The sequence below is a fragment of the Actinomadura graeca genome (assembly GCF_019175365.1).
GTDB classification, from domain to species: Bacteria; Actinomycetota; Actinomycetes; order Streptosporangiales; family Streptosporangiaceae; genus Spirillospora; species Spirillospora graeca.
Genome location: NZ_CP059572.1, coordinates 7,211,521 through 7,235,148, shown reverse-complemented (window position 1 = coordinate 7,235,148; position 23,628 = coordinate 7,211,521). Strand labels below are relative to the sequence as shown.

The 23,628-nt window shown below is 73.5% G+C and carries 22 protein-coding genes; 6 read left to right on the top strand and 16 right to left on the bottom strand.

Translation table 11 applies throughout. The annotated features are described in order from the left end of the window. Positions 1-8 precede the first annotated feature (8 nt). From AGRA3207_RS32170 to rimP, 13 genes are all read right to left on the bottom strand, one after another. On the bottom strand, positions 9-1,328 hold the full coding sequence (locus tag AGRA3207_RS32170; protein ID WP_231330878.1) for a M16 family metallopeptidase: 1,320 nt from the start codon (positions 1,326-1,328) through the stop codon (positions 9-11). Positions 1,329-1,651: 323 nt separating this feature from the next. Beyond that, entirely contained in the window at positions 1,652-3,988 is a 2,337-nt protein-coding gene (locus AGRA3207_RS32165; RefSeq protein ID WP_231336461.1) for a polyribonucleotide nucleotidyltransferase, read from the bottom strand. A 355-nt stretch (positions 3,989-4,343) separates the two neighbouring features. After that, positions 4,344-4,613: a 30S ribosomal protein S15 gene (rpsO, locus tag AGRA3207_RS32160; RefSeq protein WP_067461705.1), complete on the bottom strand. Its 270-nt coding sequence runs from the start codon at positions 4,611-4,613 to the stop codon at positions 4,344-4,346. Positions 4,614-4,829: 216 nt separating this feature from the next. After that, a complete protein-coding gene (locus AGRA3207_RS32155; RefSeq protein WP_420830813.1) occupies positions 4,830-5,783 on the bottom strand; it encodes a bifunctional riboflavin kinase/FAD synthetase in 954 nt (317 codons plus the stop codon). Between the two features lie 154 nt (positions 5,784-5,937). Beyond that, positions 5,938-6,609 carry a PAQR family membrane homeostasis protein TrhA gene (gene trhA / locus AGRA3207_RS32150; protein WP_231330877.1) on the bottom strand — a complete coding sequence of 224 codons (672 nt, stop codon included), beginning with the start codon at positions 6,607-6,609 and terminating at the stop codon, positions 5,938-5,940. 96 nt (positions 6,610-6,705) lie between these two features. Next, positions 6,706-7,584 (bottom strand): tRNA pseudouridine(55) synthase TruB, encoded by an 879-nt coding sequence (gene truB / locus AGRA3207_RS32145; protein WP_231330876.1) that lies wholly within the window; start codon positions 7,582-7,584, stop codon positions 6,706-6,708. 108 nt (positions 7,585-7,692) lie between these two features. Next, positions 7,693-8,907 carry a DHH family phosphoesterase gene (locus tag AGRA3207_RS32140; RefSeq protein ID WP_231330875.1) on the bottom strand — a complete coding sequence of 405 codons (1,215 nt, stop codon included), beginning with the start codon at positions 8,905-8,907 and terminating at the stop codon, positions 7,693-7,695. A gap of 23 nt (positions 8,908-8,930) precedes the next feature. After that, a complete protein-coding gene (gene rbfA, locus AGRA3207_RS32135; protein ID WP_231330874.1) occupies positions 8,931-9,449 on the bottom strand; it encodes a 30S ribosome-binding factor RbfA in 519 nt (172 codons plus the stop codon). A gap of 35 nt (positions 9,450-9,484) precedes the next feature. Beyond that, on the bottom strand, positions 9,485-9,793 hold the full coding sequence (locus AGRA3207_RS32130; protein ID WP_231330873.1) for a DUF503 domain-containing protein: 309 nt from the start codon (positions 9,791-9,793) through the stop codon (positions 9,485-9,487). Between the two features lie 222 nt (positions 9,794-10,015). After that, positions 10,016-13,051, bottom strand: a complete 3,036-nt coding sequence (gene infB / locus AGRA3207_RS32125) for a translation initiation factor IF-2 (RefSeq protein WP_231330872.1) — start codon at positions 13,049-13,051, stop codon at positions 10,016-10,018. 120 nt (positions 13,052-13,171) lie between these two features. Further along, positions 13,172-13,432: a YlxR family protein gene (locus AGRA3207_RS32120; RefSeq protein WP_231336459.1), complete on the bottom strand. Its 261-nt coding sequence runs from the start codon at positions 13,430-13,432 to the stop codon at positions 13,172-13,174. A 34-nt stretch (positions 13,433-13,466) separates the two neighbouring features. After that, complete coding sequence (gene nusA / locus AGRA3207_RS32115) at positions 13,467-14,588, bottom strand: transcription termination factor NusA (RefSeq protein WP_231336458.1); 1,122 nt, start codon at positions 14,586-14,588, stop codon at positions 13,467-13,469. Between the two features lie 26 nt (positions 14,589-14,614). Continuing rightward, positions 14,615-15,268, bottom strand: a complete 654-nt coding sequence (rimP, locus tag AGRA3207_RS32110; protein WP_231330871.1) for a ribosome maturation factor RimP — start codon at positions 15,266-15,268, stop codon at positions 14,615-14,617. Positions 15,269-15,566: 298 nt separating this feature from the next. Between rimP and AGRA3207_RS32105 the strand changes: the two genes are divergently transcribed. The 3 genes from AGRA3207_RS32105 to AGRA3207_RS32095 all read left to right on the top strand — a co-directional run bounded on the left by AGRA3207_RS32105 (position 15,567) and on the right by AGRA3207_RS32095 (position 18,193). Next, positions 15,567-16,529 (top strand): DUF4439 domain-containing protein, encoded by a 963-nt coding sequence (locus AGRA3207_RS32105; RefSeq protein WP_231330870.1) that lies wholly within the window; start codon positions 15,567-15,569, stop codon positions 16,527-16,529. A gap of 87 nt (positions 16,530-16,616) precedes the next feature. Next, positions 16,617-17,036 carry a hypothetical protein gene (locus AGRA3207_RS32100; protein ID WP_231330869.1) on the top strand — a complete coding sequence of 140 codons (420 nt, stop codon included), beginning with the start codon at positions 16,617-16,619 and terminating at the stop codon, positions 17,034-17,036. 98 nt (positions 17,037-17,134) lie between these two features. Further along, the gene (locus tag AGRA3207_RS32095) at positions 17,135-18,193 is read left to right on the top strand and encodes a TRM11 family SAM-dependent methyltransferase (RefSeq protein WP_231330868.1); all 1,059 of its coding nucleotides are present in this window, start codon (positions 17,135-17,137) and stop codon (positions 18,191-18,193) included. Positions 18,194-18,206: 13 nt separating this feature from the next. Here AGRA3207_RS32095 and AGRA3207_RS32090 read toward each other — a convergent pair whose 3' ends face one another. Next, on the bottom strand, positions 18,207-18,908 hold the full coding sequence (locus tag AGRA3207_RS32090) for an HAD family hydrolase (protein WP_231330867.1): 702 nt from the start codon (positions 18,906-18,908) through the stop codon (positions 18,207-18,209). Between the two features lie 140 nt (positions 18,909-19,048). On the opposite strand from AGRA3207_RS32090, the gene AGRA3207_RS32085 reads away from it, so the two are divergent. The 3 genes from AGRA3207_RS32085 to AGRA3207_RS32075 all read left to right on the top strand — a co-directional run bounded on the left by AGRA3207_RS32085 (position 19,049) and on the right by AGRA3207_RS32075 (position 21,482). After that, on the top strand, positions 19,049-19,324 hold the full coding sequence (locus tag AGRA3207_RS32085) for a hypothetical protein (protein WP_231330866.1): 276 nt from the start codon (positions 19,049-19,051) through the stop codon (positions 19,322-19,324). 134 nt (positions 19,325-19,458) lie between these two features. Continuing rightward, positions 19,459-20,727: a lysylphosphatidylglycerol synthase transmembrane domain-containing protein gene (locus tag AGRA3207_RS32080; protein WP_231330865.1), complete on the top strand. Its 1,269-nt coding sequence runs from the start codon at positions 19,459-19,461 to the stop codon at positions 20,725-20,727. Between the two features lie 236 nt (positions 20,728-20,963). Further along, positions 20,964-21,482 (top strand): flavin reductase family protein, encoded by a 519-nt coding sequence (locus AGRA3207_RS32075; protein ID WP_231330864.1) that lies wholly within the window; start codon positions 20,964-20,966, stop codon positions 21,480-21,482. A 126-nt stretch (positions 21,483-21,608) separates the two neighbouring features. On the opposite strand, the gene AGRA3207_RS32070 is transcribed toward AGRA3207_RS32075, so the two are convergent. Together AGRA3207_RS32070 and AGRA3207_RS32065 are read right to left on the bottom strand one after the other, a co-directional pair. Next, complete coding sequence (locus tag AGRA3207_RS32070; RefSeq protein ID WP_231336457.1) at positions 21,609-22,835, bottom strand: ROK family transcriptional regulator; 1,227 nt, start codon at positions 22,833-22,835, stop codon at positions 21,609-21,611. Further along, complete coding sequence (locus AGRA3207_RS32065) at positions 22,835-23,593, bottom strand: ATP-binding cassette domain-containing protein (protein WP_231330863.1); 759 nt, start codon at positions 23,591-23,593, stop codon at positions 22,835-22,837. The genes AGRA3207_RS32070 and AGRA3207_RS32065 overlap by 1 nt, the downstream gene beginning before the upstream one ends. Positions 23,594-23,628 lie beyond the last annotated feature (35 nt).

Below are 23,628 nucleotides of genomic sequence, written 5' to 3'. Positions count from 1 at the left end.
GCCGCCCGTCAGGCGGAGAAGTCGCGGTCGCCGACCGGGCCGATGACCGTCAGGGCCTGGGGCGCGTCCAGCACGTCACGGGCGATGGCCCGGACGTCGTCGAGCGTGACCGCCTCGATGCGCGCGAGGACCTCCTCGACCGGCAGCAGCGACTCGTACACCAGCTCGCTCTTGCCGATGCGGCTCATCCGGGAGCCGGTGTCCTCCAGGCCGAGGACCATCGCGCCGCGCAGCTGGCCCTTCCCGCGCTCCAGCTCCTCCTCGGTGAGGCTCTCCCCGACGACCTTGCCGACCTCGTCCCGGCAGATCGACAGGACCTCCTCGACCTTGCCGGGCTGGCAGCCCGCGTACACCCCGAAGATCCCGGAGTCGGCGTACTGCGCGGTGTAGCTGTAGACGGAGTAGGCGAGGCCGCGCTTCTCCCGCACCTCCTGGAAGAGGCGGGACGACATGCCGCCGCCGAGCGCCGCGTTCAGCACGCCGAGCGCGAAGCGCCGCTCGTCGGTACGGCTCACCCCCGCGGCGCCGAGCACGATGTGCGCCTGCTCGGTGTCCTTGTCGATCACCCGGGTGCGGGGGTCGACGGGCGCGGGCGCGCCGTTCAGCCGCGGCGCGGCCGGAGCGGCGTCACCGGTGAGGTGCCCGGCGAACGCGCGCGACACCAGCCGGACGACCTCGTCGTGGTCGATGTTGCCCGCGACCGACACCACGAGGTTGGACGGGACGTAGTGCTCGCGGTAGTAGCCGTGGATCCGCTCGCGTGACAGCGCGTTGATCGAGTCGACGGTGCCGAGGATGGGACGGCCGAGCGGCGTGTCCCCGTACAGCGCGATGGCGAACTCGTCGTGGATGAGGTCGCCGGGGTCGTCGTCGCGCATGTGGATCTCTTCGAGGATCACCCCGCGCTCGGCCTCGACGTCCTCGGGGCGGTTCACCGACTCCGCCACCATGTCGGACACGATGTCCACGGCGAGGGGGAGGTCGGAGTCCAGCACCCGCGCGTAGTAGCAGGTGTACTCCTTGGCGGTGAACGCGTTGAGGTCGCCGCCGACCGCGTCGACCGCCGCGGAGATCTCCAGCGCCGACCGGGTCCTGGTGCCCTTGAACAGGACGTGCTCCAGGTAGTGGCTGGCGCCCGCGTCGGGGACGGCCTCGTCGCGGGAGCCGACGCCCGACCAGATGCCGAACGCCGCGGACCGCACGGTCGGCATCGTCTCGGTGATCACGCGCAGCCCGCCGGGCAGGACGGTGCGGCGGACCGCCCCGGCACCCTCGGTGTGGATCGTGGTGGTGGTGCCGGGCTCCTGCGCCCGCGCCGGAAGGGTCAAAAGTGCTCCTTTGCAGTGTCCTCGGCGTCGGGCGCCGGGCGCCCTCCTTCAACGGACACTGCGGCGATCGCTGCATCGCTTTCGACTCGCCCCGGAGGGCTCGCTTCGCGATCAGGTTCTCGCAAGCTCGAACCTGCCTTCGGACGCGATCGCACCGTGGCCGATCGTTGACGGCTGAGGCGGTGACTGGGGATGTCGGCCCGCGGTATCCGTGGTGGTGCCGGGCACCGCGGGCACGTGTCGTGCCGCTCGCGCCGCCCGCCGGAGACGGGTGCTGGACCCCTCTCCGGCGGGCGGCGCGGCGATCGCTGCATCGCGGCCGGTCAGGAGTTGTGCTGGCCGGAGTCGCCTTCGCCGCGGCGGGTGCGGCGGCGGCGCGGTGCGCGGCGCTCGCCGTCGTCGCGGCGCTCCCGGGGCCCGCCGTCGTCGTCTCCGGCGGCGGCGGCCGGGCCCTCGCCCGCGTCGGCGTCCCCGGCGCGGTCGGCGGACTCGCGGTCGACGACCTCGACCGGCACCAGCGACAGCTTGCCGCGCTGGTCGATCTCGGTGACCTCGACCTGGATCTTCTCGCCGACCCCGATGACGTCCTCGACGTTCTCGATCCGGGCGCCGCCGTGCAGCTTGCGGATCTGCGAGACGTGCAGCAGGCCGTCCTTGCCGGGCAGCAGCGACACGAACGCGCCGAACGTGGTGGTCTTGACGACCGTGCCGAGGAACCGCTCGCCGACCTCCGGCATGTGCGGGTTGGCGATGGCGTTGATCGCCTGCCGCGCCGCCTCGGCGGACGGGCCGTCGGTGGCGCCGACGTAGATGGTGCCGTCGTCCTCGATCGTGATGTCGGCGCCGGTGTCGTCCTGGATCGAGTTGATCATCTTGCCCTTGGGGCCGATGACCTCGCCGATCTTGTCGACCGGGACCTTGATCGTGATGATCCGCGGCGCGTTCGGGCTCATCTCGGCGGGCGCCTCGATGGCCTCCTGCATGACGTCCAGGATCGCGAGCCGGGCGCCCTTGGCCTGCTTGAGCGCGGCGGCCAGCACCGAGGCGGGGATGCCGTCGAGCTTGGTGTCCAGCTGCAGGGCGGTGATCACGTCGCGGGTGCCGGCGACCTTGAAGTCCATGTCGCCGAAGGCGTCCTCGGCGCCGAGGATGTCGGTGAGCGTGACGTACTCGCCGCCCTCGTGGATCAGGCCCATCGCGATGCCCGCCACCATCTGCTTGAGCGGGACGCCCGCGTCCAGCAGCGACATGGTGGACGCGCAGACCGAGCCCATCGACGTGGAGCCGTTGGAGCCGAGCGCCTCCGACACCTGCCGGATCGCGTAGGGGAACTCCTCGCGGGTCGGCAGCACCGGGATCAGCGCGCGCTCGGCGAGGGCGCCGTGCCCGATCTCGCGGCGCTTCGGCGAGCCCACCCGGCCGGTCTCGCCGGTGGAGTAGGGCGGGAAGTTGTAGTTGTGCATGTAGCGCTTGGTGCGCTCGGGGTTGAGCGTGTCGATCATCTGCTCCATACGGAGCATGTTCAGCGTGGTCACGCCCAGGATCTGCGTCTCGCCGCGCTCGAACAGCGCCGAACCGTGCACCCGGGGGATCACGTGGGCCTCGGCGGTGAGCTGGCGGATGTCCTTCAGCCCGCGGCCGTCGATGCGCAGCCCGTCGCTGATGACGCGCTCGCGGACGAGCTTCTTCGTGACGGCGCGGAACGCGGCGGAGATCTCCTTCTCGCGGCCCTCGAACTGCTCGGCGAGGCTCTCCTGGGCGCCGGCCTTCAGCTCGTCCAGCCGGGTCTCGCGCTCTTGCTTGCCGGCGATGGTCAGCGCCTGGGCGAGGTCCTTGGCGATGGCGGCGGTGACGGCGTCGAGGACGTCGTCCTGGTAGTCGAGGAAGACCGGGTACTCGGCGGTCTCCTTCGCGGCCACCGCGGCGAGGTCGCTCTGCGCCTTGCACAGCACCTTGATGAACGGCTTGGCCGCCTCCAGGCCCTGCGCGACGGTCTCCTCGGTGGGCGCGACGGCGCCCTCGCCGACGAGCTTCAGGGTGTCGCGGGTGGACTCGGCCTCGACCATCATGATCGCGACGTCGCCGTCCTCCAGCGTCCGGCCGGCGACGACCATGTCGAAGGTGGCGCGCTCGAGCTCGGGGTGCGTCGGGAAACCGACCCACTGCCCGTCGATCAGCGCGACGCGCACGCCGCCGATCGGGCCGGAGAACGGCAGCCCGGCGAGCTGGGTGGACATCGAGGCGGCGTTGATCGCCACGACGTCGTACAGGTGGTCGGGGTGCAGGGCCATGATCGTCTCGACGACCTGGATCTCGTTGCGCAGGCCCTTGGCGAACGACGGGCGCAGCGGCCGGTCGATCAGCCGGCAGGTGAGGATCGCGTCCTCGGACGGGCGGCCCTCGCGGCGGAAGAACGAGCCGGGGATGCGCCCGGCCGCGTACATCCGCTCCTCGACGTCCACGGTCAGCGGAAAGAAGTCCAGGTTGTCCTTGGGCTTCTTGGACGCGGTGGTCGCGGACAGGACCATCGTCTCGTCGTCGAGGTAGGCGACGGCGGATCCGGCCGCCTGGCGGGCCAGCCGGCCCGTCTCGAACCTGATCGTCCGGGTGCCGAACGTGCCGTTGTCGATCACGGCCTCGGTGCTCTGCGCACCGTCGATGCGCACGGCTTCAGTCACGGGAAACCTCCTCAAGGTTCCTTCGTCGGTCCCCGCGGCCGTTTCCCGTGGCTTGTCACGCTGCCGGTCTTCGATCGAAGCACCCGGATCGGGGCCCGCCGGTGCGGCGGGCGGATCCGGAAGCCACTACCGAGGACCGGCCCGCACCAGCGGTGTCCGCGAGGCTTGTCTCCAGTTTGGCGGCCCGCCCCGGCCGTGGTCGGCCGGGCGGCCGTTGTCCCCGGGGCCGGGCCGTGCGGCCGGGCCACCGGGAGGCCGGGCGGGGCGCCGTGAACCGGCGCGGCCCCTCCCGGCCATAAAGAGAGGGAGTGGCCCGCCGGGCCACTCCCTCACCGTGCTAGCGGCGCAGACCGAGTCGCTCGATCAGCTTCCGGTAGCGGTTGATGTCCTTGTTGCTCAGGTACTTCAGGAGCCGGCGACGCTGGCCGACCAGCAACAGCAGCCCGCGGCGGCTGTGGTGGTCGTGCTTGTGCTCCTTGAGGTGCTCGGTGAGATCGTTGATACGCCGGGTCAGCAGCGCGACCTGGACCTCCGGGGATCCGGTGTCACCCTCAGTGGTCGCGTACTCGGCGATGATCTGCTTCTTCGTAGCGGTGTCGAGCGACACGTGGCTCCTTCAGTGAGGTCGTCACCCGCAGATCCCGGGCCCGGTGGGCGCGCGGGTCCGCATGGTGCGTGTTCAAGAGAGTGGCGAGCCGCATGAGGGTGCAGCCAGCCGCGCCGGGGCCCTTCCCGGCGACTATTCACCGTACCATGCCCGAAAGCCACCCCGTCACGGTAGGGAAACGGCCTGATCACGCCGTGTATGCCCGCTCAGGAGAGGTCAGCGGGTGTCCGCGGTGACCTCGCGAGCGCGGGCCACGTCCCGGTGCATCTCCTCGATCAGCGCCTCGACGGAGTCGAACTTCAGGGTGTCGCGGATTCGGGCGACGAAGTCGACGGCCATGTGCTCGCCGTAGAGGTCGAGGTCGTCGCGGTCGAGCGCGTACGCCTCGACGGTCCGCTCCCCCCCGCCCTCGAAGGTCGGGTTGGTGCCGATGGAGATGGCGGCGGGCCAGCGGAAGCCCGGGTAGCGGTCGGAGTCGCAGACCAGCCAGCCCGCGTACACGCCGTCCGCGGGGATCGCGGTGTGCGGCAGCGTCTCCAGGTTCGCGGTGGGGAAGCCGAGCGCCCGGCCGCGCTGGTGGCCGCGCACGACGACGCCCTCGACGCGGTGCGGGCGGCCGAGCGCGGTGGCGGCGGCCCCGACCTCCCCGCTCTCCAGCCGCGTGCGGATGTAGGTGGAGGAGATCGTGTCGCCGTTGGCGACCAGCGGCATCCCCTCGGCGGTGAAGTCGTACTTCTCGCCGAGGTCCCGCAGCAGCGCGACGTCGCCCTTGGCGCGGTGGCCGAACCGGAAGTCCTCGCCGACGATCACGTGGGCGGCGTGCAGCCGGTCCACCAGCACCGACTGGACGAACTCCTCCGGCGGCACCTTGGACAGCTCCAGCGTGAACGGGACGACCACCACCGCGTCGGTGCCGAGGCCCTCCAGCAGCTCGATCCGGCGCCGGGTGGAGGCCAGCAGCGGCGGGTGCGTGCCGGGGCGGACGACCTCGTCCGGGTGGGGGTCGAAGGTGATCGCCACCGAGCGCAGGCCGCGGCGGCGCGCCTCGTCCGCGGCGGCGCCGACGATGCGCTGGTGCCCGCGGTGCACACCATCGAACACCCCGATGGTCACCACCGAACGGCCCCAGTCGGCGGGAACCTCGTCGAGGCCATTCCAGCGCCGCACCATGCTCTCCCTGCGTCGGACGTGAGACCCGGTCATCTCCTGCGGTCTAAGGGTGCCATGCGAGGGCGCGCGGGGTCGCATCCAGGGGTGGCGGTGGGGGCCGCGGCCCAGGGTGGGGCACAGGCGGGGGCGCGGGCGGGGCGCGGGCGGGAGCCGCTCAGGCGGACTGGTAGACGACCAGCGACACGGCGATGTACTGGAGGACGTAGGCGGCCAGGGTGCAGGCGTGGAAGACCTCGTGGAAGCCGAACCAGCGCGGCGAGGGGTTCGGGCGGCGCAGCCCGTACACGATGCCGCCGACGCTGTAGCAGACGCCTCCGAGCGCGACCATCACGCAGGCGGCGACCCCGGCCCCGGAAAGGAAATGCGGCAGGAAGAACACCGCGACCCAGCCGAGGACGATGTAGAGGGTCACGTAGAGCGCGCGCGGGGCGCCGATCCAGGTCGTCCGGAAGACGACACCGGCGACGGCCCCCGTCCACACGATGGCCAGGACGCAGACGCGGGCGCCGCCGTCCAGCGCCACGACCGCGAAGGGGGTGTAGGTCCCGGCGATGATCAGGTAGATGTTGGCGTGGTCGAACCGGCGCAGGACCTCGATCAGCCGGAGCGACCGCTGCCGGTGGTAGGTCCCCGAGATGCCGAACAGCATCGCCGAGGTCGCCACGTAGACCGCCGACGCGAGCCGCGCCTGCGTGGTCGGGCCGAGGGCGACCAGGACGAGGCCGGCGAGCAGCACCGCCGGGAAGGCGCCGAGATGGAGCCAGCCGCGAAGGCGGGGACGGGTGGGAGACGGCGCCTGGGGTTCGCCGGTCTCGATGGTCGTCATGGGGACGCCTCCTCACGCGAACAACCTACGACCCAGTAGGTTACGCGACCGTAGGTTCACGCGCACGGCGTCCGGAGGGTGACCCTCGCCACCCGCTCAGGAGACGAAGACGGCGAGCGGTCTGGCCAGCCCGTCCCGCTCCTCGACGAGCGCCAGGAGGGTCCCGTCGGGCGCGAAGACGCCGACAGGCCCCGGGCCCTGTCCCGCCGCCGGGAGCCGCCCGCCGTGCGCGATCCTGCGGGCGTCGTCGTCCGAGACGTCCCGGCGCGGGAACGCGGACGCGACCGCCTCCTCCATCGGCAGGACCTCCGTCTTCACGGCCAGCTCGTCCAGCGTGCGGGCCATGCCCAGGTCGTAGGGGCCGACGCGGGTGCGGCGCAGCGCGGTCAGATGCCCGCCGCAGCCGAGGGACGCGCCGAGGTCACGGGCCAGCGCCCGGATGTAGGTGCCGGACGAGCAGGCGACGGAGGCGTCCACGTCGACCACGTCCCCGTGCCGCCGCACACCGGTCACGGTGAACGCGTGCACGGTCACCGGACGGGCGCGCAGCGCGACCTCCTCGCCCTTGCGGGCCATCTTGTAGGCCCGCTCGCCGTTCACCTTGATCGCGCTGACCTGCGGCGGGATCTGCTCGATCGGCCCGGTGAGCGCCGCGATCCCGGCCTCCAGCGCCGCGTCGGAGACCCCGGCGGCGGACGCGGTGGCGGTGGTCTCGCCCTCGGCGTCGTCGGTGTTCGTCGACTCGCCCAGGCGGATCGTCGCGTCGTAGCCCTTCTCGGTCAGCGCCAGATGGCCGAGCAGGCGGGTGGCCTTCCCGACGCCGACCACCAGGACGCCCGTCGCCATCGGGTCGAGCGTGCCGGCGTGCCCGACCCGCCGCGTCCGCGCGAGCCGCCGCATGCGGCCGACCACGTCGTGCGAGGTCCAGCCGGAGGGCTTGTCGACGATGACGAGGCCCGATTCAACCGATTCCACCTGTGCTCCGAAGCCGTCGGGTGAGGCGCTCTGCCCACGATGTGACTCTGCCGGATGTGACTCTGCCGCCCAAGTCACTCTGCCGCCTGTGCCACGCCGCCGTCGGTGTCACTCGCCGCCGTCCGCGTCACCGTCGCCGGGGACGCGCAGCGCGGCGCGCAGCCGGTCGATGATCCAGGCGGGCTCACCGCCCATGGTGAACGCGGCGGCGGTGCGGTGCCCGCCGCCGCCGAGCTCGACGCAGGCGCGGCCGACGTCCACCGAGCCCTTGGCCCGCGTGGAGACGTACCACTCGCCCTTGTCGGTCTCCTTCAGCACGACCGCGACCTCGGCCTCGTCGGTGCGCCTGAGCTGGTCGATGACGCCTTCGAGCTGGTCGTAGGGCACGTCCCGGCAGTCCCGGTCGGCGCGCGCGATCGTCGTCCAGACCAGGCCGTGGCCGCCGGCCGCGTCCCGCTCCAGCCGGGCCCGCGCCAGCGCGCCCGCCAGGACCTGGAGGTAGCCGAACGGCGCCCGGTCCCACAGCTCCCGGCTGACGGCGTCCGGGCGGACGCCCGCCGTCAGCAGCCGCCCCGCGAGGTCGTGCACCTCGGGCGTCGTGCAGGGGTACTTGAACGAGCCGGTGTCGCTGGCGAGGCCCGCGTACAGACCCTCGGCGATGGCGCCGTCCAAGGGGACGCCGAGCCGCCGGATCAGCTCCTCCACCAGGACCGCGGTGGCGGCGGCGTCCGGGTCGACCAGCCGCACCCCGCCGAACTCGGTGTTGGACGCGTGGTGGTCGACGACGATCAGCGCCCCGGCCCGCCCGGCGCGGGCGGCGAGCGAGCCCAGCCGGGACTGGCCCGCCGCGTCCAGGGAGATCAGCAGCGCGGGCGCCTCGGGCATCCGGTCGGGTTCGACGAGCAGTTCCTGCCCCGGCAGGAACCGCAGGATCGCCGGGACGGTGAACGGCTCGCCGAACGAGGCCAGGCACCGCTTGCCGAGCGAGCGCAGGGCCTGCCCGAGCGCGAGCATCGACCCGAGCGCGTCGCCGTCGGGGGCGACGTGGCAGACGAGGCAGACCTCGTCGGCGGCCCGGATCAGCTCAACGGCCCGTTCCCAGTCCAGGTCCTCGGCGGGGGACGCCGGCGCCGTGAGGGCGGGCGTCCCGGACTCGAGCGCGGCCGGGCCGTTCGGCGCGGGCCCCTTGACCGGCGTGGCGGGGACCGCCGAGGCGGCCCGTCCCGCGCCGGGGCCCGTGCGCGGGACGACGTCGTGACCGCCCGCGGCGTGACCGCCCCCGTCGTGCGCCGAGCAGCGCCGCGTCCACCCCGCACCCGGCATCTCCGCGCGACCCTCGGGCCCGCTCACGATGCCGGGCGTCCCGATCGGCCGTCCTCGCCGCCCCCCGCCGTGTCGCGGCCGTCGAAGTCGTCGTCGTCCGCGTCCTCGTCGTCGCCCTCGGGCTCGCCGGGCTCGCGGTAGGGATTGGCGTCGCCGGCGGGGGACGCGCCCTGGGCCGCCCTGGCGACCTCGGCGTCCCTCGCGCGGGCCTGCGCCAGCAGGTCGTCGATGTGCGCGGCGTTCTCCATCAGGGAGTCCATGACGAAGGTGAGGCTGGGCGTGTGCCGGACACCGGTCTTGCGGCCCACCTCCGTGCGGATGACGCCCTTGGCGCTCTCCAGGGCGGCGGCCGTCTCCGCGCGCTCCCCGTCCGAGCCGTACACCGTGTAGTAGACGGTGGCGTCGCGCAGGTCGTTGGTGATGCGGGTGTCCGTCACGGTGACGAACCCGAGCCGGGGATCCTTGATCCGGCGTTCCAGCATCTCCGCCACGATCTGCTGGATGCGGTCGGCGAGTTTGCGCGCCCGAGCTGCGTCCACCATGATCGCACTCCCTTTCCGTACTCGTCGCGACGAGCTCAGTCGTCGTCGTTGAAGAGACGCTGCCTGGCCGACAGCACCTCGATCTCCGGCCGCCCCGCCACGAGCCGTTCGCACTGGTCGAGCACCCGGGTGCAGTTGGCCGCGGTGGCCGAGACCACCGCCACACCCAGTTCCGCCCTGCGATGCAGGTCGTTGTCGCCCGTCTCCGCGACGGCCACCGCCGGGAAGCGCCTGTGCACCTCCGCGATGACGGGCCGCAGGACGGACCTCTTCTGCTTCAGCGACCGGACGTCGCCGAGCAGCAGGTCGAGCGTCAGAGCACCCACGTACACGTGGTCGATCACCTCGGGATCGCATAGTCAGAACGACGGCGGACCGCCGCCGTGTTCCCGGATCCGCCTCCGCCGGCGGCCGGGCCGGAACATGACGGACGCCAGGCTAGAAGATCCGCCTGGCGTCGGGGCACCGATCAGTCGATCATTCGGCCCCGGTCGATCGTCCGGTCGCCGGGACGGCCCGGCCGCGCGGCGCGTCCCGCAGGACGGCCGCGCGGCCGGGCCGGCGCCTCAGTCGCGGGGCTTCTCGCGCATCTCGTAGCACTCGATGACGTCACCGAGCTTGATGTCGCTGTAGCCGACGCCGATACCGCACTCGAAGCCCTCACGGACCTCGGTCGCGTCGTCCTTGAACCGCCGCAGCGACGACACCGTGAGGTTGTCCGACACCACGACGCCGTCGCGGACGAGCCGGGCCTTGGCGTTGCGCTGGATGATCCCGGAGGTGACCATCGAGCCGGCGACGTTGCCGATCCGCGGCACCTTGAAGATCTCGCGGACCTCCGCGGTGCCGAGCTGGGCCTCCTCGAACTCCGGCTTGAGCATGCCCTTGAGGGCCGCCTCGATCTCCTCGATCGCCTGGTAGATGATCGAGTAGTAGCGGATGTCGACGCCCTCGCGGTCGGCCAGCTCCTGCGCGTTGCGCTCGGGCCGCACGTTGAAGCCGATGATGACCGCGCCCTCGGACGCCAGCGAGAGGTTGACGTCGTCCTGCGTGATCGCGCCGACACCGCGCCGGATGATCCGCAGGTTGACCTCCTCGCCCACGTCGATCTTGAGCAGGGAGTCCTCCAGGGCCTCCACCGAACCGGACACGTCGCCCTTGAGGATGAGCAGCAGTTCCTGCCGCTCGCCCCGCTCCAGGTCCTTGAACAGCTCTTCCAGGGAGCTGCTCTTGCGGCTCTTGAGCAGTTCGGCGTTGCGCTTGCGCGCCACCCGCTTGTCGGCGATCTGCCGGGCGATCCGGTCGTCCTCGACGACGAGGAAGTTGTCGCCCGCGCCGGGCACGGCGGCGAGGCCGAGCACCAGCACCGGACGGGACGGGCCCGCCTCCTCGACGTTGTGGCCGTTCTCGTCGAGCATCGCGCGGACGCGGCCGTGGGCCACGCCGCAGACGATCGAGTCGCCGACCCGCAGGGTGCCGCGCTGGACCAGCACGGTCGCCACGGCGCCCCGCCCCTTGTCCAGGTTGGCCTCGATGGCCGAGCCCTGGGCGGGCATGTCGGGGTTGGCCTTCAGGTCGAGCTCGGCGTCGGCGGTCAGGATGACCGCCTCCAGCAGGCCGTCGATGTTGATGCCCTCGCGGGCGGACACGTCGACGAACTGCGTCTGGCCGCCGAACTCCTCGGCGACCAGGCCGTACTCGGTGAGCTGCGCCCGGACCCGGTTCGGGTCGGCGCCCTCGACGTCGATCTTGTTGACCGCGACGACGATCGGGACCCCGGCCGCGGTGGCGTGGTCGATCGCCTCGGTGGTCTGCGGCTTGACGCCGTCGTCCGCGGCGACCACCAGCACCACCAGGTCGGTGGTGTCGGCACCGCGGGCGCGCATGGCGGTGAACGCCTCGTGGCCCGGGGTGTCGATGAAGGTGATCTTGCGGTCCTCGCCGTCGACCTCGGTCTCGACCTGGTAGGCGCCGATGTGCTGGGTGATGCCGCCGGCCTCGCCCGCCTGCACGTTGGCCTTCCGGATGGCGTCCAGAAGCTTGGTCTTGCCGTGGTCGACGTGGCCCATGACGGTGACCACCGGCGGACGGGACTGCAGGTGCTCCTCGCCGCCCTCGTCCTCGCCGTACTCGATGTCGAAGGACTCCAGCAGCTCGCGGTCCTCGTCCTCGGGGCTGACGACCTGGACGTCGAAGTCCAGCTCCAGCCCGAGGGCCTGGAGGTCGTCGGGGTCCACCGACTGGGTCGCGGTGACCATCTTGCCGAGGTGCATCATGATCGCGACGAGCGACGCCGGGTTGGCGCCGATCTTCTCGGCGAAGTCGGTCAGGGACGCGCCCTGGGGCAGCCGGATGGTCCGGCCGTTGCCGCGCGGTGCCTGCACGCCGCCGACGGCGGGTGCCTGCATGTTCTCGAACTCCTGGCGGCGTGCCCGCTTCGACTTGCGTCCGCGCGCGGGGCGCCCGCCGGGACGTCCGAAGGCGCCCTGCGTGCCGCCCCGGCCGCGTCCGCCGCCACCGGGACGGGGGCCGAAGCCGCCACCCGGACGGCCGCCGCCACCACCGCCCGCACCGGCGCGGGGGCCGCCGAAGCCGCCACCGCCGGGACGGCCGCCGCCACCAGGGCCGCGTCCGCCGCCACCGGGACCGCGTCCACCGCCACCAGGGCCGCGTCCACCGCCACCGCCGCCACCGGGACCGCCGCGCCCGGGGGCGCCCGCGGGCCGCGAGGAGGGCATGTTCATCGGGCTCGGCCGCGGGCCGCCCGGCCGGGGCGGCATGCCGCCGGGGTTGGGACGGGGGCCGCCCGCTCCGGGGCCGCCGCCGGGACGGCCGCCCGCGGGACGCGGCCCGCCGGGACGGTCGCCGCCGCGGGGACGGTCGTCACGCTCGGGACGGTCGCCGCCCGGGCGCGGGCCGGGACGCGGACCCGGCTTGGGCGACTGGCCCATGCCGGTGTTGGTCGAGCTGAACGGGTTGTTGCCGGGGCGCGGCCTGCCGCCGCCCCCGCCTCCGCCGCCACCCTGGCGCGGGCCGGGACGCGGGCCCGGCTTGGGCGCGCGGGGGCCCGGCTTCGGGCCGGCTCCGGCGCCGGGGCCCCTGCCCCCGCCGGACGGACCGGCCGCGGGCGGGGCGCTCGGCGCCTGCGCGGCGGGCGCGTTCACCGGCGTGCTCGGCGCCGGCGGGACGGGCGGGCGCGGGCCCGGCTTCGGGCCACCGCCCGCGGGACCGCCGCCGCCCGCGGGACCACCGGGACCCGGCTTGGGCGGCGCGGGCGGGCGCGGCGCCGCGGGACGCGGGGCCTGAGGACCCTGCGGGCGGGCGCCGTGCCCGTCGGAGGTGTTGCCGGGCGCGCCACCGGGCGGACCCGGGCGCGGACCGGAGGGGCGCGGACCCGAGGGCCTCTTCTGCCCGCCGCGCCTGTCCCCCTGCTTGGAGGACGAAGAATTGGAAAAGGCTTCGGTAAGCCTGCGAACGACCGGCGCCTCTATCGTTGAAGACGCCGAACGTACGAACTCGCCCATTTCCTGGAGCTTGGCCATGACGACCTTGCTCTCGACACCGAACTCCTTGGCGAGTTCGTAAACCCGGACCTTGGCCACTGCACTCCCTAACTCGGTCCGGGGGTGCGGCCTCCGGACCGTCGCTAACTTGCCGTACTCATCGCGGCGTGCTCATCGAGCGCTCATAGCAATCTCGACCTGCTTCCGACTAGACGTCGCTTACCTTCGGTCATCCTGCTGCTGCACCGCCTGCTCCGCAAGCCTCGCCCGCAGCACACCTGAGTCGAGCGGCCCCGGCAGGCGGAACGCCCGAGGGAACGCCCGACGACGCTCTGCGAGCTCGAAACAGGCCAGGTCGGGGTGCACATGGGCGCCCCGGCCCGGCAGCCGCCCGCGGGGATCGGGGACGAGGACGTCCTCGACCACCACCAGGCGTAGCAAGTCGGACTTGACCGTGCGAACCCGACAGCCCACGCACATGCGTCGTGGAGCCACCCGGCCACGTGTCACGAGTCTACCGCGCCGAGGCGTCGGCGGGACCTGTCGCATGCTCTCCTGGCCCGGAAGATCCGGATTCGCCGGACTCGTCCCTACTCGGGGCACCCTCCCCCCGCGACGGCGCGGCCGTTTCCGGCCCCGGGCGCCGCGGCGCCGCGGCGCGGGCGGCGCCGGAGGCGTCCGCCGGTTCGGTGTCGGACCGGATGTCGATCCGCCAGCCGGTGAGCCGGGCGGCGAGGCGGGCGTTCTGCCCCTCCTTGCCGATCGCGAGGGACAGCTGGTAGTCGGGCACGATCACCCGGGCGACCCGGCCGTCGGCGTCCACGACCTCGACGGCCGACACCCGCGCGGGCGACAGCGCGTTCCCGACGAACTCGGCCGGGTCCTCCGACCAGTCCACGATGTCGATCTTCTCGCCGTGCAGCTCCGCCATCACGTTGCGGACGCGGCTGCCCAGCGGGCCGATGCAGGCGCCCTTGGCGTTCACGCCCGCCTTCCGCGACCGCACCGCGATCTTGGTGCGGTGGCCGGCCTCGCGGGCGATGGCGGCGATCTCCACGGTGCCGTCGGCGATCTCGGGGACCTCCAGCGCGAACAGCTTGCGGACGAGGTTCGGGTGCGTCCGCGACAGCTGCACCGACGGGCCCCGGTGCCCCTTGCGGACCTGGACCACGTAGGCGCGCAGACGCTCGCCGTGCTCGTACCGCTCGCCGGGCACCTGCTCCTGCGGCGGCAGGACGGCCTCGATCTTGCCGAGGTCGACCAGCACGTTCCGCGGGTCCTTGCCCTGCTGGATGATGCCGCTGACGATGTCGCCCTCGCGGCCGGCGTACTCGCCGAACGTCAGCTCGTCTTCGGCGTCGCGCAGCCGCTGCAGGATCACCTGCTTGGCGGTGGTCGCCGCGATGCGCCCGAAGCCGGTCGGGGTGTCGTCGTACTCCCGGAGGGCCGTGCCCTCCTCGTCGGTCTCGGTCGCCCACACGGTGACGTGCCCGCTCTGCCGGTCCAGCTCGACGCGGGCCTTGGGCGCCGCGCCCTCCGTCCGGTGGTAGGCGATCAGCAGGGCGTCTTCGATGGCCTTGACGGCCACGTCGAGCGAGATGTCCTTCTCGCTCTCCAGGCCGCGCAAGGCGGTCATGTCGATGTCCACGAGGTGTCCCCCCTCTAGTCCGGCTGAGCCGGAGAACGCGTTTCCTCGGCCGCGCCGTTCCCCCTGGAACTGCCCGCGGGAGCCTTGAACTCCACCTGCACCCGGCCGCGTCCCAGCTCGGCGAGGGCGAACCGGCGCCGCCCGGCCTCCGGCGCGGCGGTCCCCGGCCCGGCGGACCTGCCGCCCCGGCCACCGGCCCCCTTGCCCCGGCGCGCCCCGGCGACCTCGATCTCGACGGTCTCGTCGTCGGCCGCCACCACGCGGCCCTCGACCTGGCCGCCCGCGGTCAGCGGGACGGCGACCAGCCGGCCCACGGCGCGGCGCCAGTGGCGCGCCTCGGTGAGGGGGCGGTCGACCCCCGGCGAGGTCACCTCGAGCACGTACGGCGACGCGCCCATCACGTCGGAGGCGTCCAGCAGCGCGGAGGCGGCCTCGCTGACCTTCGCGATGTCGTCCAGCCCGACACCGCCGTCACCGTCCACGACGATCTTGACCAGGCGGCGCCGGCCGGCGGGGCGGACGTCGATCTCCTCCAGCTCGAAGCCGGCCTCGGCCACGGCGGGCGCCAGCAGCCCGGTCAGCTCGGCGACGACCGCCTCGCGGGTCGGCCGCGCCGTCCCCTCGCCGCGGCCCCCCTGAGCGCGGCCACCGCGGGACTCGACGCTCATGGGACCCTCCTCCTGTTGTGCTCCTGCGCGAAAACCCGCCCGCGGATGTGCGCGGGCGGTGCCTGCGCTGAAATCACCGCTCGTCCGTTGACCCTTCAAGACTATCGACAGCCGGACACCTCAGGGGTCCTTCGATCAGCTCACCGGCGCGGCGGATATGGAATGCTTGAGCTGGCCCGATGGGCGGGTCCAGGACGGGACCGCCGCGGGCCGCCACCACGACACTCCGGGTGAGGAGACGCCCTTGCCAGCGGCCTTTCCGCGTCTGCCACCGGCAGTGCCGCCTTCGTCACGGGCGGTGCCCGGCCCGTCCGGCCCCCGCGTTCCGCGCAGGGCGGTGCTGGGCGGCGCCGCGGCGCTGGCCCTGCCCTGGCTGTCCGGGTGCGCCGCGGAGGCGGCCCCGCGCCGGGACGTGGCCGTGCTCACCGCCGCCATCGCCTCCGAGCAGGACCTCGTCGCGACCTACGAGGCGGCCCGGCGGGCGGACGCCTCGCTCGCCCGCCGGATCGACGCCGTCCTGGCGCACCACCGCGAGCACCTCGCGGTGCTGCGGCGCCACTACGTGCCCGGGTCGGGCGACCGGGCGGACGAGGGCGGCCGCATCCCCGCCCCGCGCGCGACACCGCTGCCGTCCGGCGCGGGGCGGATCCTGGCCGCGCTGAGGAAGGCGGAGGAGCGCGCGGCGCTGGCGCGCCGGGAGGACACCGGGCGGGCCGGTCCCGGGCTGTCCCAGCTCTTGGCGAGCATCGGCGCATGCGAGGCGGGCCATGCCGGGACGGTCAGGAAACCGGCGCCGCGCGACGCGCCGAAGTCCGAGGTGCGGGCGTTGCAGGCGGCGCTGGCGGCCGAGCACGCCGCCGTCTACGGGTACGGGGTGCTCGGGGCGCGGCTTCGCGGGGCGCAGCGTCAGACCGCCAGGGCCGTCTGGGACGCGCACCGGGCCCAGCGCGACCGGCTGACCGCGATCCTGTCCGTCCCGCCGGTCGCGGCGGCGCCCGCCTACAGGCTGCCGGGGAGCACGGCCTCCCCGCGCGCGGCCGCCCAGCTCGCGGCGGCGCTGGAGGAGTCGGTGGGCTCGGCCTACGTCGGCCTGGCCGGGGCGTCCTCCCCCGACCTGCGGTATCTCGCGGCCGACGGCGCACAGAACGCGATGGCCCGCGCGGCGCGGTGGCGGCAGGCGGCGGGCGCGCCGGCCCCGGCGGCGGCGTTCCCCGGGCTGCCGTCCGCCGCGCTGCCGCCGCGTCCCGAACCGGGTGAGTGATCTTCCGCACTCCGGGGAACGAACGGGCTTCGTGTACGCGTTGGTCCTTTTTGTACTGGATCACTCGGGGGAGGAGCCCAGACCGGCATGACCATCACCCCGCACGGGAACGGGACAGGCGGGTGCACCGCCTTGGACGAGCTCCGTGCCGCCTACCACGCACAGCTGACGCAGCTCGCCGGCGAGCGCGACGAGGCCCGCCGCCAGGCGCGCCGGGCCAAGGACGACGCCGCCGTCGCGCGCGCCGAGCTCGCCAGCCTCACCGACCGCGTCCGCGACCTTCTGAACGCCGCCGCGCGGCACCTTCCGGACCTCCCCGCGATCGAGGCGCCGGCCGCACCCGCCGCGTTGCCCGCCGCCCCGGGCCGGAAGTCCACGCCGGACCAGCAGGCCGCACAGGAGGAGCCGGACGGGCAGGAACCGCGCGCCGCCGCGGAGCCGAAGCACAAGACGAACGACAGGCGGAACGCCCGCGGGACGAAGAGACGTCCCGTCCGGGCGGGCTGACCCGAAGGGAGCGGCCCGCCCAAGGGCCGCAGGAGGCCGCCCGGGACTTCCCCGGCGGCCTCCTCGAACGTTCCCCGGACGCTGCTAATGTCGGCCGAATGACCGCGTACGGCCTCCTCGTCTCCCCCTCGCACAACCGGGTCTACGCCCAGGCCGCGGCAGGGATGGTGAGGGCGGAGCTGTCGGTCTTCGGCGAGCGGGCGCTCGGCGGGCGCGTCCGCGACATCGCGGAGACCGTGATCGGCGGCGTCCCCTATGTCACGTTCTCGGCGGACGGCCTGTCGGAGACCGATGTCCGCCTCCTGTCCAACCTCTCGTCCCTCTACGCGCTGTTCGAGATCGAGGGCGGCCTCCTCCGCCCCGTGACGCTCGCCCCCCTCGACGTGTTCGGCAGCGACCTCCTCACCATCCAGAAGTACTCCGGCAAGACCAACGAGTACTTCACCAAGCTGCTGCTCAACGTGACCGCCATGGCGACCGACGCGCCCCTGGACCTGGTCACCGGGCGGCCCCGCGTCCTCGATCCCATGTGCGGCCGCGGGACCACGCTGAACCAGGCGATGATGTACGGCCTGGACGCGGCCGGGATCGACATCGACCGCAAGGACTTCGACGCCTACGCGGCGTTCATCAAGACCTGGCTGAAGAACAACCGCGTCAAGCACCAGGCGGAGATCGCCAACGTCCGGCGGGAGAAGGCCGTCCTCGGACGCCGCCTGCACGTCACGTTCGGCGCGTCCAAGGAGCGCTACAAGGACGGCGAGACGATGGAGATCACCGTCGTGAACGCCGACTCGCTCGGCGCCGGGCGGTTCTTCCGCCCCCGCTCGTTCGACCTGATCGTGACGGACGCGCCGTACGGGGTGCAGCACGGCAGCCGTTCCAAGGGCGCCCAGCCGGGCCGCAAGGGCAGGCCGGAGCTGTCGCGCAGCCCGGTTGAGCTGCTGGCGGCGGCGGTCCCGGAGTGGGCCGGCCTGCTACGCCCCGGCGGCGCCATCGGCATCTCCTGGAACACCTTCGGCGGACGCCGTGAGGAACTGGCGGAGATCCTCGCGTCCAGCGGCTTCACCGTGCGGGACTCCGACGCCTACCGGGGCTTCCGGCACCGCGTCGACCAGGCCATCACCCGCGACCTGATCGTCGCGACGAAGGGCTAGAGCGACGGGTCCTTCACGCGGCCGCCCACCGCTCGATGTGCGGGAGGAGCTCCCCCAGGTCGTGGATGACGGCGTCGGGGGGCGTGAGGCCCGGCCTGGAGAAAGCGAGGGTGGTCTGGTGCCAGATCTGGACCGCGCGCAGGCCCGCCGCCTTGGCGCCGTGGATGTCGTCGTAGGGGCGGTCGCCCACGAACACGCAGGACGCGGGGTCGGTGGCGCCGACCGCGTCCATGGCGGTGCGGAACGCCTCGGCATGGGGCTTGGTCCAGGGGATCTCGCTGGAGTAGACGGCGCCGTCGAGCAGGTCGAGGACATCGTCACGGGCGAAGACGCGCTCGTGCCAGGCGCGGGTGCACATCGTGTTCGACAGGACACCGATCTTGATGCCGCGGCCCCGGAGCGTGCGGAACAGGCCGGGGACGGCGGGGTGGGTGTGGGTGTGCGGCGTCCACGCCTCGAAGTGGGTGTCCAGGAGGGCCTCGGTGGGCTCGACGCCCGCGATCTCGAACAGCTCGTCCATCGTGGCGCTGCGGTGCTCCTCGGTGCCCCGGCGCCACAGCTCCAGCTCCGCGCCGGCGAGCGCGGCGGCGGCCTTCTCGACGGTCTCCGCGGGCAGGTGACCCGTGCAGATCGCGCGCCACATGTCGTCCAGCTCGATGTCGTGCCAGGGGGTCAGCGTGCCGCCCCAGTCGAAGATCACTGCCTGTACGCCCATGCGGGGATGGTAACCACCGAGATGCCGGACTTGGGACGGTCCAGACGGATGGATCGGTGTCCCCTCGCCCCCGGCGCATAGGGCGGCCCGCAACGGGGATACCGGTGCGATCAGCGCAGCCGAGCCGATCTGGAGGGCCGATGACCGAGCGCAAGCCCGGCGAGGACCGTGACTTCCGTGAGGACATGGACGACATGGGCGACGACGAGCAGGCGGAGGAGATCGCCCTGACCGAGCAGTACGTCCAGGACCCGCCGGAGGACCACGTCATCCGTGAGCCGGAGGAGGACAGGGACGGCGGCATCGGCATCACCGACTACGAGAGCCAGACGACCGACGAGGACGGGCGGGAGACCTGGCCGGAACCCGGTCCGCCCGCCGAGTCCGACGCGGTGAATCCCACCCGCAGGCCGTAGGGGCACGGCGGGCGGTCCGCGCCCGCCCCGGAAGTGGCAAGAGTCACTTTGCGGTTCCGTGACGCGGTCACGGGGAATGTCGTAGGCACGCCGTAGGTTGCGCAGAGCGGGCGGACTTGCGAGGTGACCGAGGCATGTACAAGGCAGTCGCGGTACCTGACCTGCCCTTCGCCCAAGCGGGCCCCGATCCGGGCCCCGGCCCACCTGCGGAGACACCCCCCGGAGCCACCGCCGAGCACACTCCGCGGCGCTCGTGGCCGAGGCGCCGGGCGGGTCTGCTGCTCCAGTGGGCGGTGCTGCTGGCCGCCTTCGCCGCCCTCCCGTTCGTTCATGATCAGCTTCCCGACCTCGGGGTGATGTGGTCGGCCGCCACCGGCGCCGATCCCGGCTGGCTCGTCGTGGTCGTCCTCGCCGAGGCCGGGTCGATGGCCGCCTTCGCCCGGCTCCAGCGGCGCCTGCTGCGCATCGGCGGCCTGCGGATCTCCCTCCGCCGCGCGTTCGCGATCACCTACGCGGGCAACGCCCTGTCCACCACGCTGCCCGCGGGCCCCGCGGTGAGCGTCGTCTACACCTTCCGGCAGTTCCGCCGGAAGGGCGCATCCGCGCAGCTGGCGACCGCCGTGATCCTGGCCGGCGGCGTGATCACCACGACCGCCTACACGGTGATCGGGCTGGCCGCCCTGATGGCCGATCCGCACGCCCGCGAGCTGGCGATGACAACGCTGGCGGTCCCGGCGGCGTTCGTCCTGCTGCTGGTGCCCGCGCTGCGGTGGCGGCCGCTGCGCGCGGTGGTCACGGCACCGCTGCGGCGCCTGTACCGGATCGCGCTCGCCCATCCCCGGATCGCGCCGCACGCCGAGCGCGTCGCCGGGATCCGGGACGTGCTGCGCCCGACGGCCCGCGACTGGGCCGCACTGGTGGTCCTGGCCACCCTGAACTGGCTGTTCGACATCCTGGCGCTGCTCGCCGCGGCACGGGCGGTCGGCATCGACGTGGGCCCGCACGGCGTCACCCTCGCCTACTTCGCGGCGCAGGCGGCGGGCAGCGTCCTGCCGCTGCTGCCCGGCGGGCTCGGCGCGATCGAGAGCAGCATGGCCGCCTCCCTGGTCGCATTCGGCGCGACCCTGTCCCCCGCGGCCGCCGCCGTGGGACTGTACCGGCTCGTCTCGTACTGGGCCGTCGTCGGAGTCGGCTGGATCGCCTGGCTCGCCCTCCAGGAGGGCCCGCGGCTGTCCGCCCGCTCCCGCCGCCACCTCGCCCGCACGGGCCGCCTCGTCCTGGACGGCCTGACCTCGACGGCGCTCCTCAACCCCTACAGCGCGGTCCACGCCGCGTCCCCGGCGCTGACCGCCGTCCGCGCTCCCGGCCAGCCGGGAGGACTGCCCGCAAGGCCGGTGCGCTGAACCGAGGTGATCCGGCCGTCCCGCTTCCGCCCCGGGACCGACTCCCACCGGGACCTTTGACCGAGATCGCCCTCGATCGGAATCATCGCGGCGGAACACGGGCTTTAGTGGATGTGCGCCGTGCACGCCCGTGCCCGGCGGGTCACGCAGGCGTCCGGCCAGAGAAGGGACGGGGTCACATGGGTCACGGAGCCGCCTCCGCCACACGACCCCCCGGCCAGGAAACGGATCTCCTCATGCAGGGATCGGCCCCGGGCGCGGCGGGTTCACCGGCATCCGGCGTCGACGGCGCCCGTTTCCGCTCGGTCCTCGGCAGGTTCGCGACCGGCGTGGTCGCGATCACCGCCGTCGAGCCCGGCACCGGCCGCCCGGCGGGCCTGGCCGCCAACTCCTTCACCTCCGTCTCCCTCGACCCCCCTCTCGTGGCGTTCTGCGTGGCCCACACGAGCACGACGTGGCCGCGGCTGCGCGCGGCCGAGCGGTTGTGCGTCAACATCCTGGGCGAGCCGCAGCTGGAGATCTGCAAGCGCCTGGCGCTCAGCGGCGGCGACAAGTTCGCCGGGATCGGCTGGACGGGGTCGCCGGGCGGCGCCCCCATCATCGAAGGCGCCCTGGCCTGGATCGAATGCGGATTCGAGCAGGAGCACACGGCCGGTGACCACGCCATCGTCGTCGCCCGCGTCCACGACCTGGCCGAGCAGCACGAGGGCGATCCGCTCGTGTTCTACAAAGGCTCCTACGGAAGCTTCGTTTAGCCGGGGCTCGCGGCGCGGCGGTGCCGGAATATCGCCTGTTCGTAATACCGAAGAGTCCCTGGAGACCTGATCGTCCCGCGTCTGTGAAGGGACGCGGGGCCCGGCCGCGGGATCGCGGGCGGGACGCTAGACGGTGGAGTCCTCCGGGGCCCTGAGACGGGCCAGGACCTGGATCGGATCGGCGAGGACCTCGGCGAAGGCGAACTCCGCGGCGCCGGCGAGGGTGGTGTCGTCGCCGAGGGCGGCGGTGCGGAGGCGGACGTTCTGGCGGGGCGCGGCGAGGGCGCCGGTCGCGAGGACGCTGCGGACCTGCGCGGCGGCGCCGAGGTAGATGTCGCGGAGCGTCCCGCCGAAGACGACGAGGCCCGGGTTGAAGACGTTGACGAGGTTGGCGACGCCGAAGCCGAGCCAGGTGCCGACGCGGTGGAGGGCCTCGCGGGCGACGATGTCGCCGCGGTCGGCGGCGTCCACGACGGCGCGGACGGCGTCGCGGCCGGTCTCGCCGCGGGCCTCCTCGCGCTCGGCGTGGGCGAGCAGGGTCCGCTCCCCCACCTCGGCCTCCAGGCAGCCGCGGGAGCCGCAGGCGCAGGGGCGGCCGCCGGGGTTGACGACCATGTGCCCGACCTCGCCGCCGTAGCCCTCGTGCCCGCCGAGGAGGCGGCCACCGACGATGATGCCGCCGCCGACGCCGACGTCGCCGTGCAGGTAGATGAGGTCGTCGCAGCCGACGCCCGCGCCGCGCTCGTGCTCGGCGATGGCGCCGAGGTTGGCGTCGTTGCCGACCAGGACGGGCAGGCCGAGGCCGAGGCGGCGGGACAGCGCGTCGGCGAGCGGGAGGTCGCCGATGTCGAGGTTGGGGCCGAACATGACGGCGTGGTCCTCGCGGCGGACGGTGCCGGGGAAGCCCAGCGCCGCGCCCACGCACACCGCGTCCCGCTCGGCCCTGCGCACGAGCGACCGGGCGCCCGCGGCGAGCGTGCCGACGAGGTCGGCGGGGTCGGAGCCGCGGGCGCGGGACGCCTCGCGGCGCTCCAGCACGGCGCCGCCGAGACCGACCCGCGCGATCACGAGGCGGTCGACGCCGACCTCGAACGCCAGCACGTACACGCGGGTCGACTCCGGCCGCACGACGAGGGACGGCCGTCCGGCGCGCCGCCCCGGCGTGCGGGGCAGCTCCTCGCGGACGAGCCCGGCGGCGGTGAGGTCGGACGTCAGCGCCATGATCGTGCTGCGGTTGAGGCCGAGGGACTCGGCGAGCGTCGCGCGGGAGGCGGGGCCGCGCAGGTGGACGAACCGCAGCAGCGTGCCGAGGTTGTGCCGCCTGATCTCCTCCTGGGACGGGCCCGCCCTCATCATCGGCGCCGCCCCAGATCGCCGCTGACGCCGGAGGTGATCAGTTCGACGACCTGCCGGTGGGTGACGTCGGCGGTGCGGACCTGCGCGACCGTCCGGCCGAGGTACAGCGCGGCGATCCGGTCCGAGACCGCGAAGACGTCGTTCATGTTGTGCGAGATGAGCACGACGGCGAGCCCCCGGTCGGCGAGCCGCCGGACGATCTCCAGGACCTGCTGGGTCTGCGCGATGCCGAGCGCGGCGGCGGGCTCGTCCAGGACCACGACCCGGCTGTCCCACAGGACGGCGCGGGCGATGGCGACGGTCTGGCGCTGCCCTCCCGACAGCGTCGAGATGCGCTGCCGGACCGATCCCACCGTGCGGACCGACAGGCCGGACAGCGCCGTGCGCGCCATCTCCTCCATGGCGTCCTCGTCCAGGGCGACGCCGCGGCGGCGCTCCCGGCCGAGGAAGAGGTTCTCGACGATGTCGAGGTTCTCGCAGAGGGCGAGGTCCTGGTGGACGACCTCGATGCCGAGGGCGGCGGCGTCGCGGGGGCTGCCGACGCGGACGGGCGCGCCCGCGAAGCGGTACTCGCCCGAGTCGGGAGGGTGGATGCCGCCGATGCACTTGACGAGCGTCGTCTTGCCGGCGCCGTTGTCACCGACCAGCGCGGTGACCTCGCCCGGATAGGCGGTGAACGCGACGTCGTGCAGGACCTTGACGGAACCGAAGCTCTTGTCGATGCCACGCAGGTCGAGGACGGGCGTCACTGACATGCCGAGAGGCTCCCACCGTGCCACACCGCCGTCCC

What these genes read in the sequence shown, in the direction of transcription:
- AGRA3207_RS32155 (WP_420830813.1), bottom strand. Translation starts at nt 5,783, where the DNA reads ATGGTGCGGCGCTGGAATGGCCTCGACGAGGTTCCCGCCGACTGGGGC.
- trhA (WP_231330877.1), bottom strand. Translation starts at nt 6,609, where the DNA reads ATGACGACCATCGAGACCGGCGAACCCCAGGCGCCGTCTCCCACCCGT.
- AGRA3207_RS32140 (WP_231330875.1), bottom strand. Translation starts at nt 8,907, where the DNA reads ATGCCGGGTGCGGGGTGGACGCGGCGCTGCTCGGCGCACGACGGGGGC.
- rbfA (WP_231330874.1), bottom strand. Translation starts at nt 9,449, where the DNA reads ATGGTGGACGCAGCTCGGGCGCGCAAACTCGCCGACCGCATCCAGCAG.
- AGRA3207_RS32120 (WP_231336459.1), bottom strand. Translation starts at nt 13,432, where the DNA reads ATGTGCGTGGGCTGTCGGGTTCGCACGGTCAAGTCCGACTTGCTACGC.
- nusA (WP_231336458.1), bottom strand. Translation starts at nt 14,588, where the DNA reads ATGACCGCCTTGCGCGGCCTGGAGAGCGAGAAGGACATCTCGCTCGAC.
- rimP (WP_231330871.1), bottom strand. Translation starts at nt 15,268, where the DNA reads ATGAGCGTCGAGTCCCGCGGTGGCCGCGCTCAGGGGGGCCGCGGCGAG.
- AGRA3207_RS32100 (WP_231330869.1), top strand. Translation starts at nt 16,617, where the DNA reads ATGACCATCACCCCGCACGGGAACGGGACAGGCGGGTGCACCGCCTTG.
- AGRA3207_RS32095 (WP_231330868.1), top strand. Translation starts at nt 17,135, where the DNA reads ATGACCGCGTACGGCCTCCTCGTCTCCCCCTCGCACAACCGGGTCTAC.
- AGRA3207_RS32090 (WP_231330867.1), bottom strand. Translation starts at nt 18,908, where the DNA reads ATGGGCGTACAGGCAGTGATCTTCGACTGGGGCGGCACGCTGACCCCC.
- AGRA3207_RS32085 (WP_231330866.1), top strand. Translation starts at nt 19,049, where the DNA reads ATGACCGAGCGCAAGCCCGGCGAGGACCGTGACTTCCGTGAGGACATG.
- AGRA3207_RS32080 (WP_231330865.1), top strand. Translation starts at nt 19,459, where the DNA reads ATGTACAAGGCAGTCGCGGTACCTGACCTGCCCTTCGCCCAAGCGGGC.
- AGRA3207_RS32075 (WP_231330864.1), top strand. Translation starts at nt 20,964, where the DNA reads ATGCAGGGATCGGCCCCGGGCGCGGCGGGTTCACCGGCATCCGGCGTC.
- AGRA3207_RS32070 (WP_231336457.1), bottom strand. Translation starts at nt 22,835, where the DNA reads ATGAGGGCGGGCCCGTCCCAGGAGGAGATCAGGCGGCACAACCTCGGC.
- AGRA3207_RS32065 (WP_231330863.1), bottom strand. Translation starts at nt 23,593, where the DNA reads ATGTCAGTGACGCCCGTCCTCGACCTGCGTGGCATCGACAAGAGCTTC.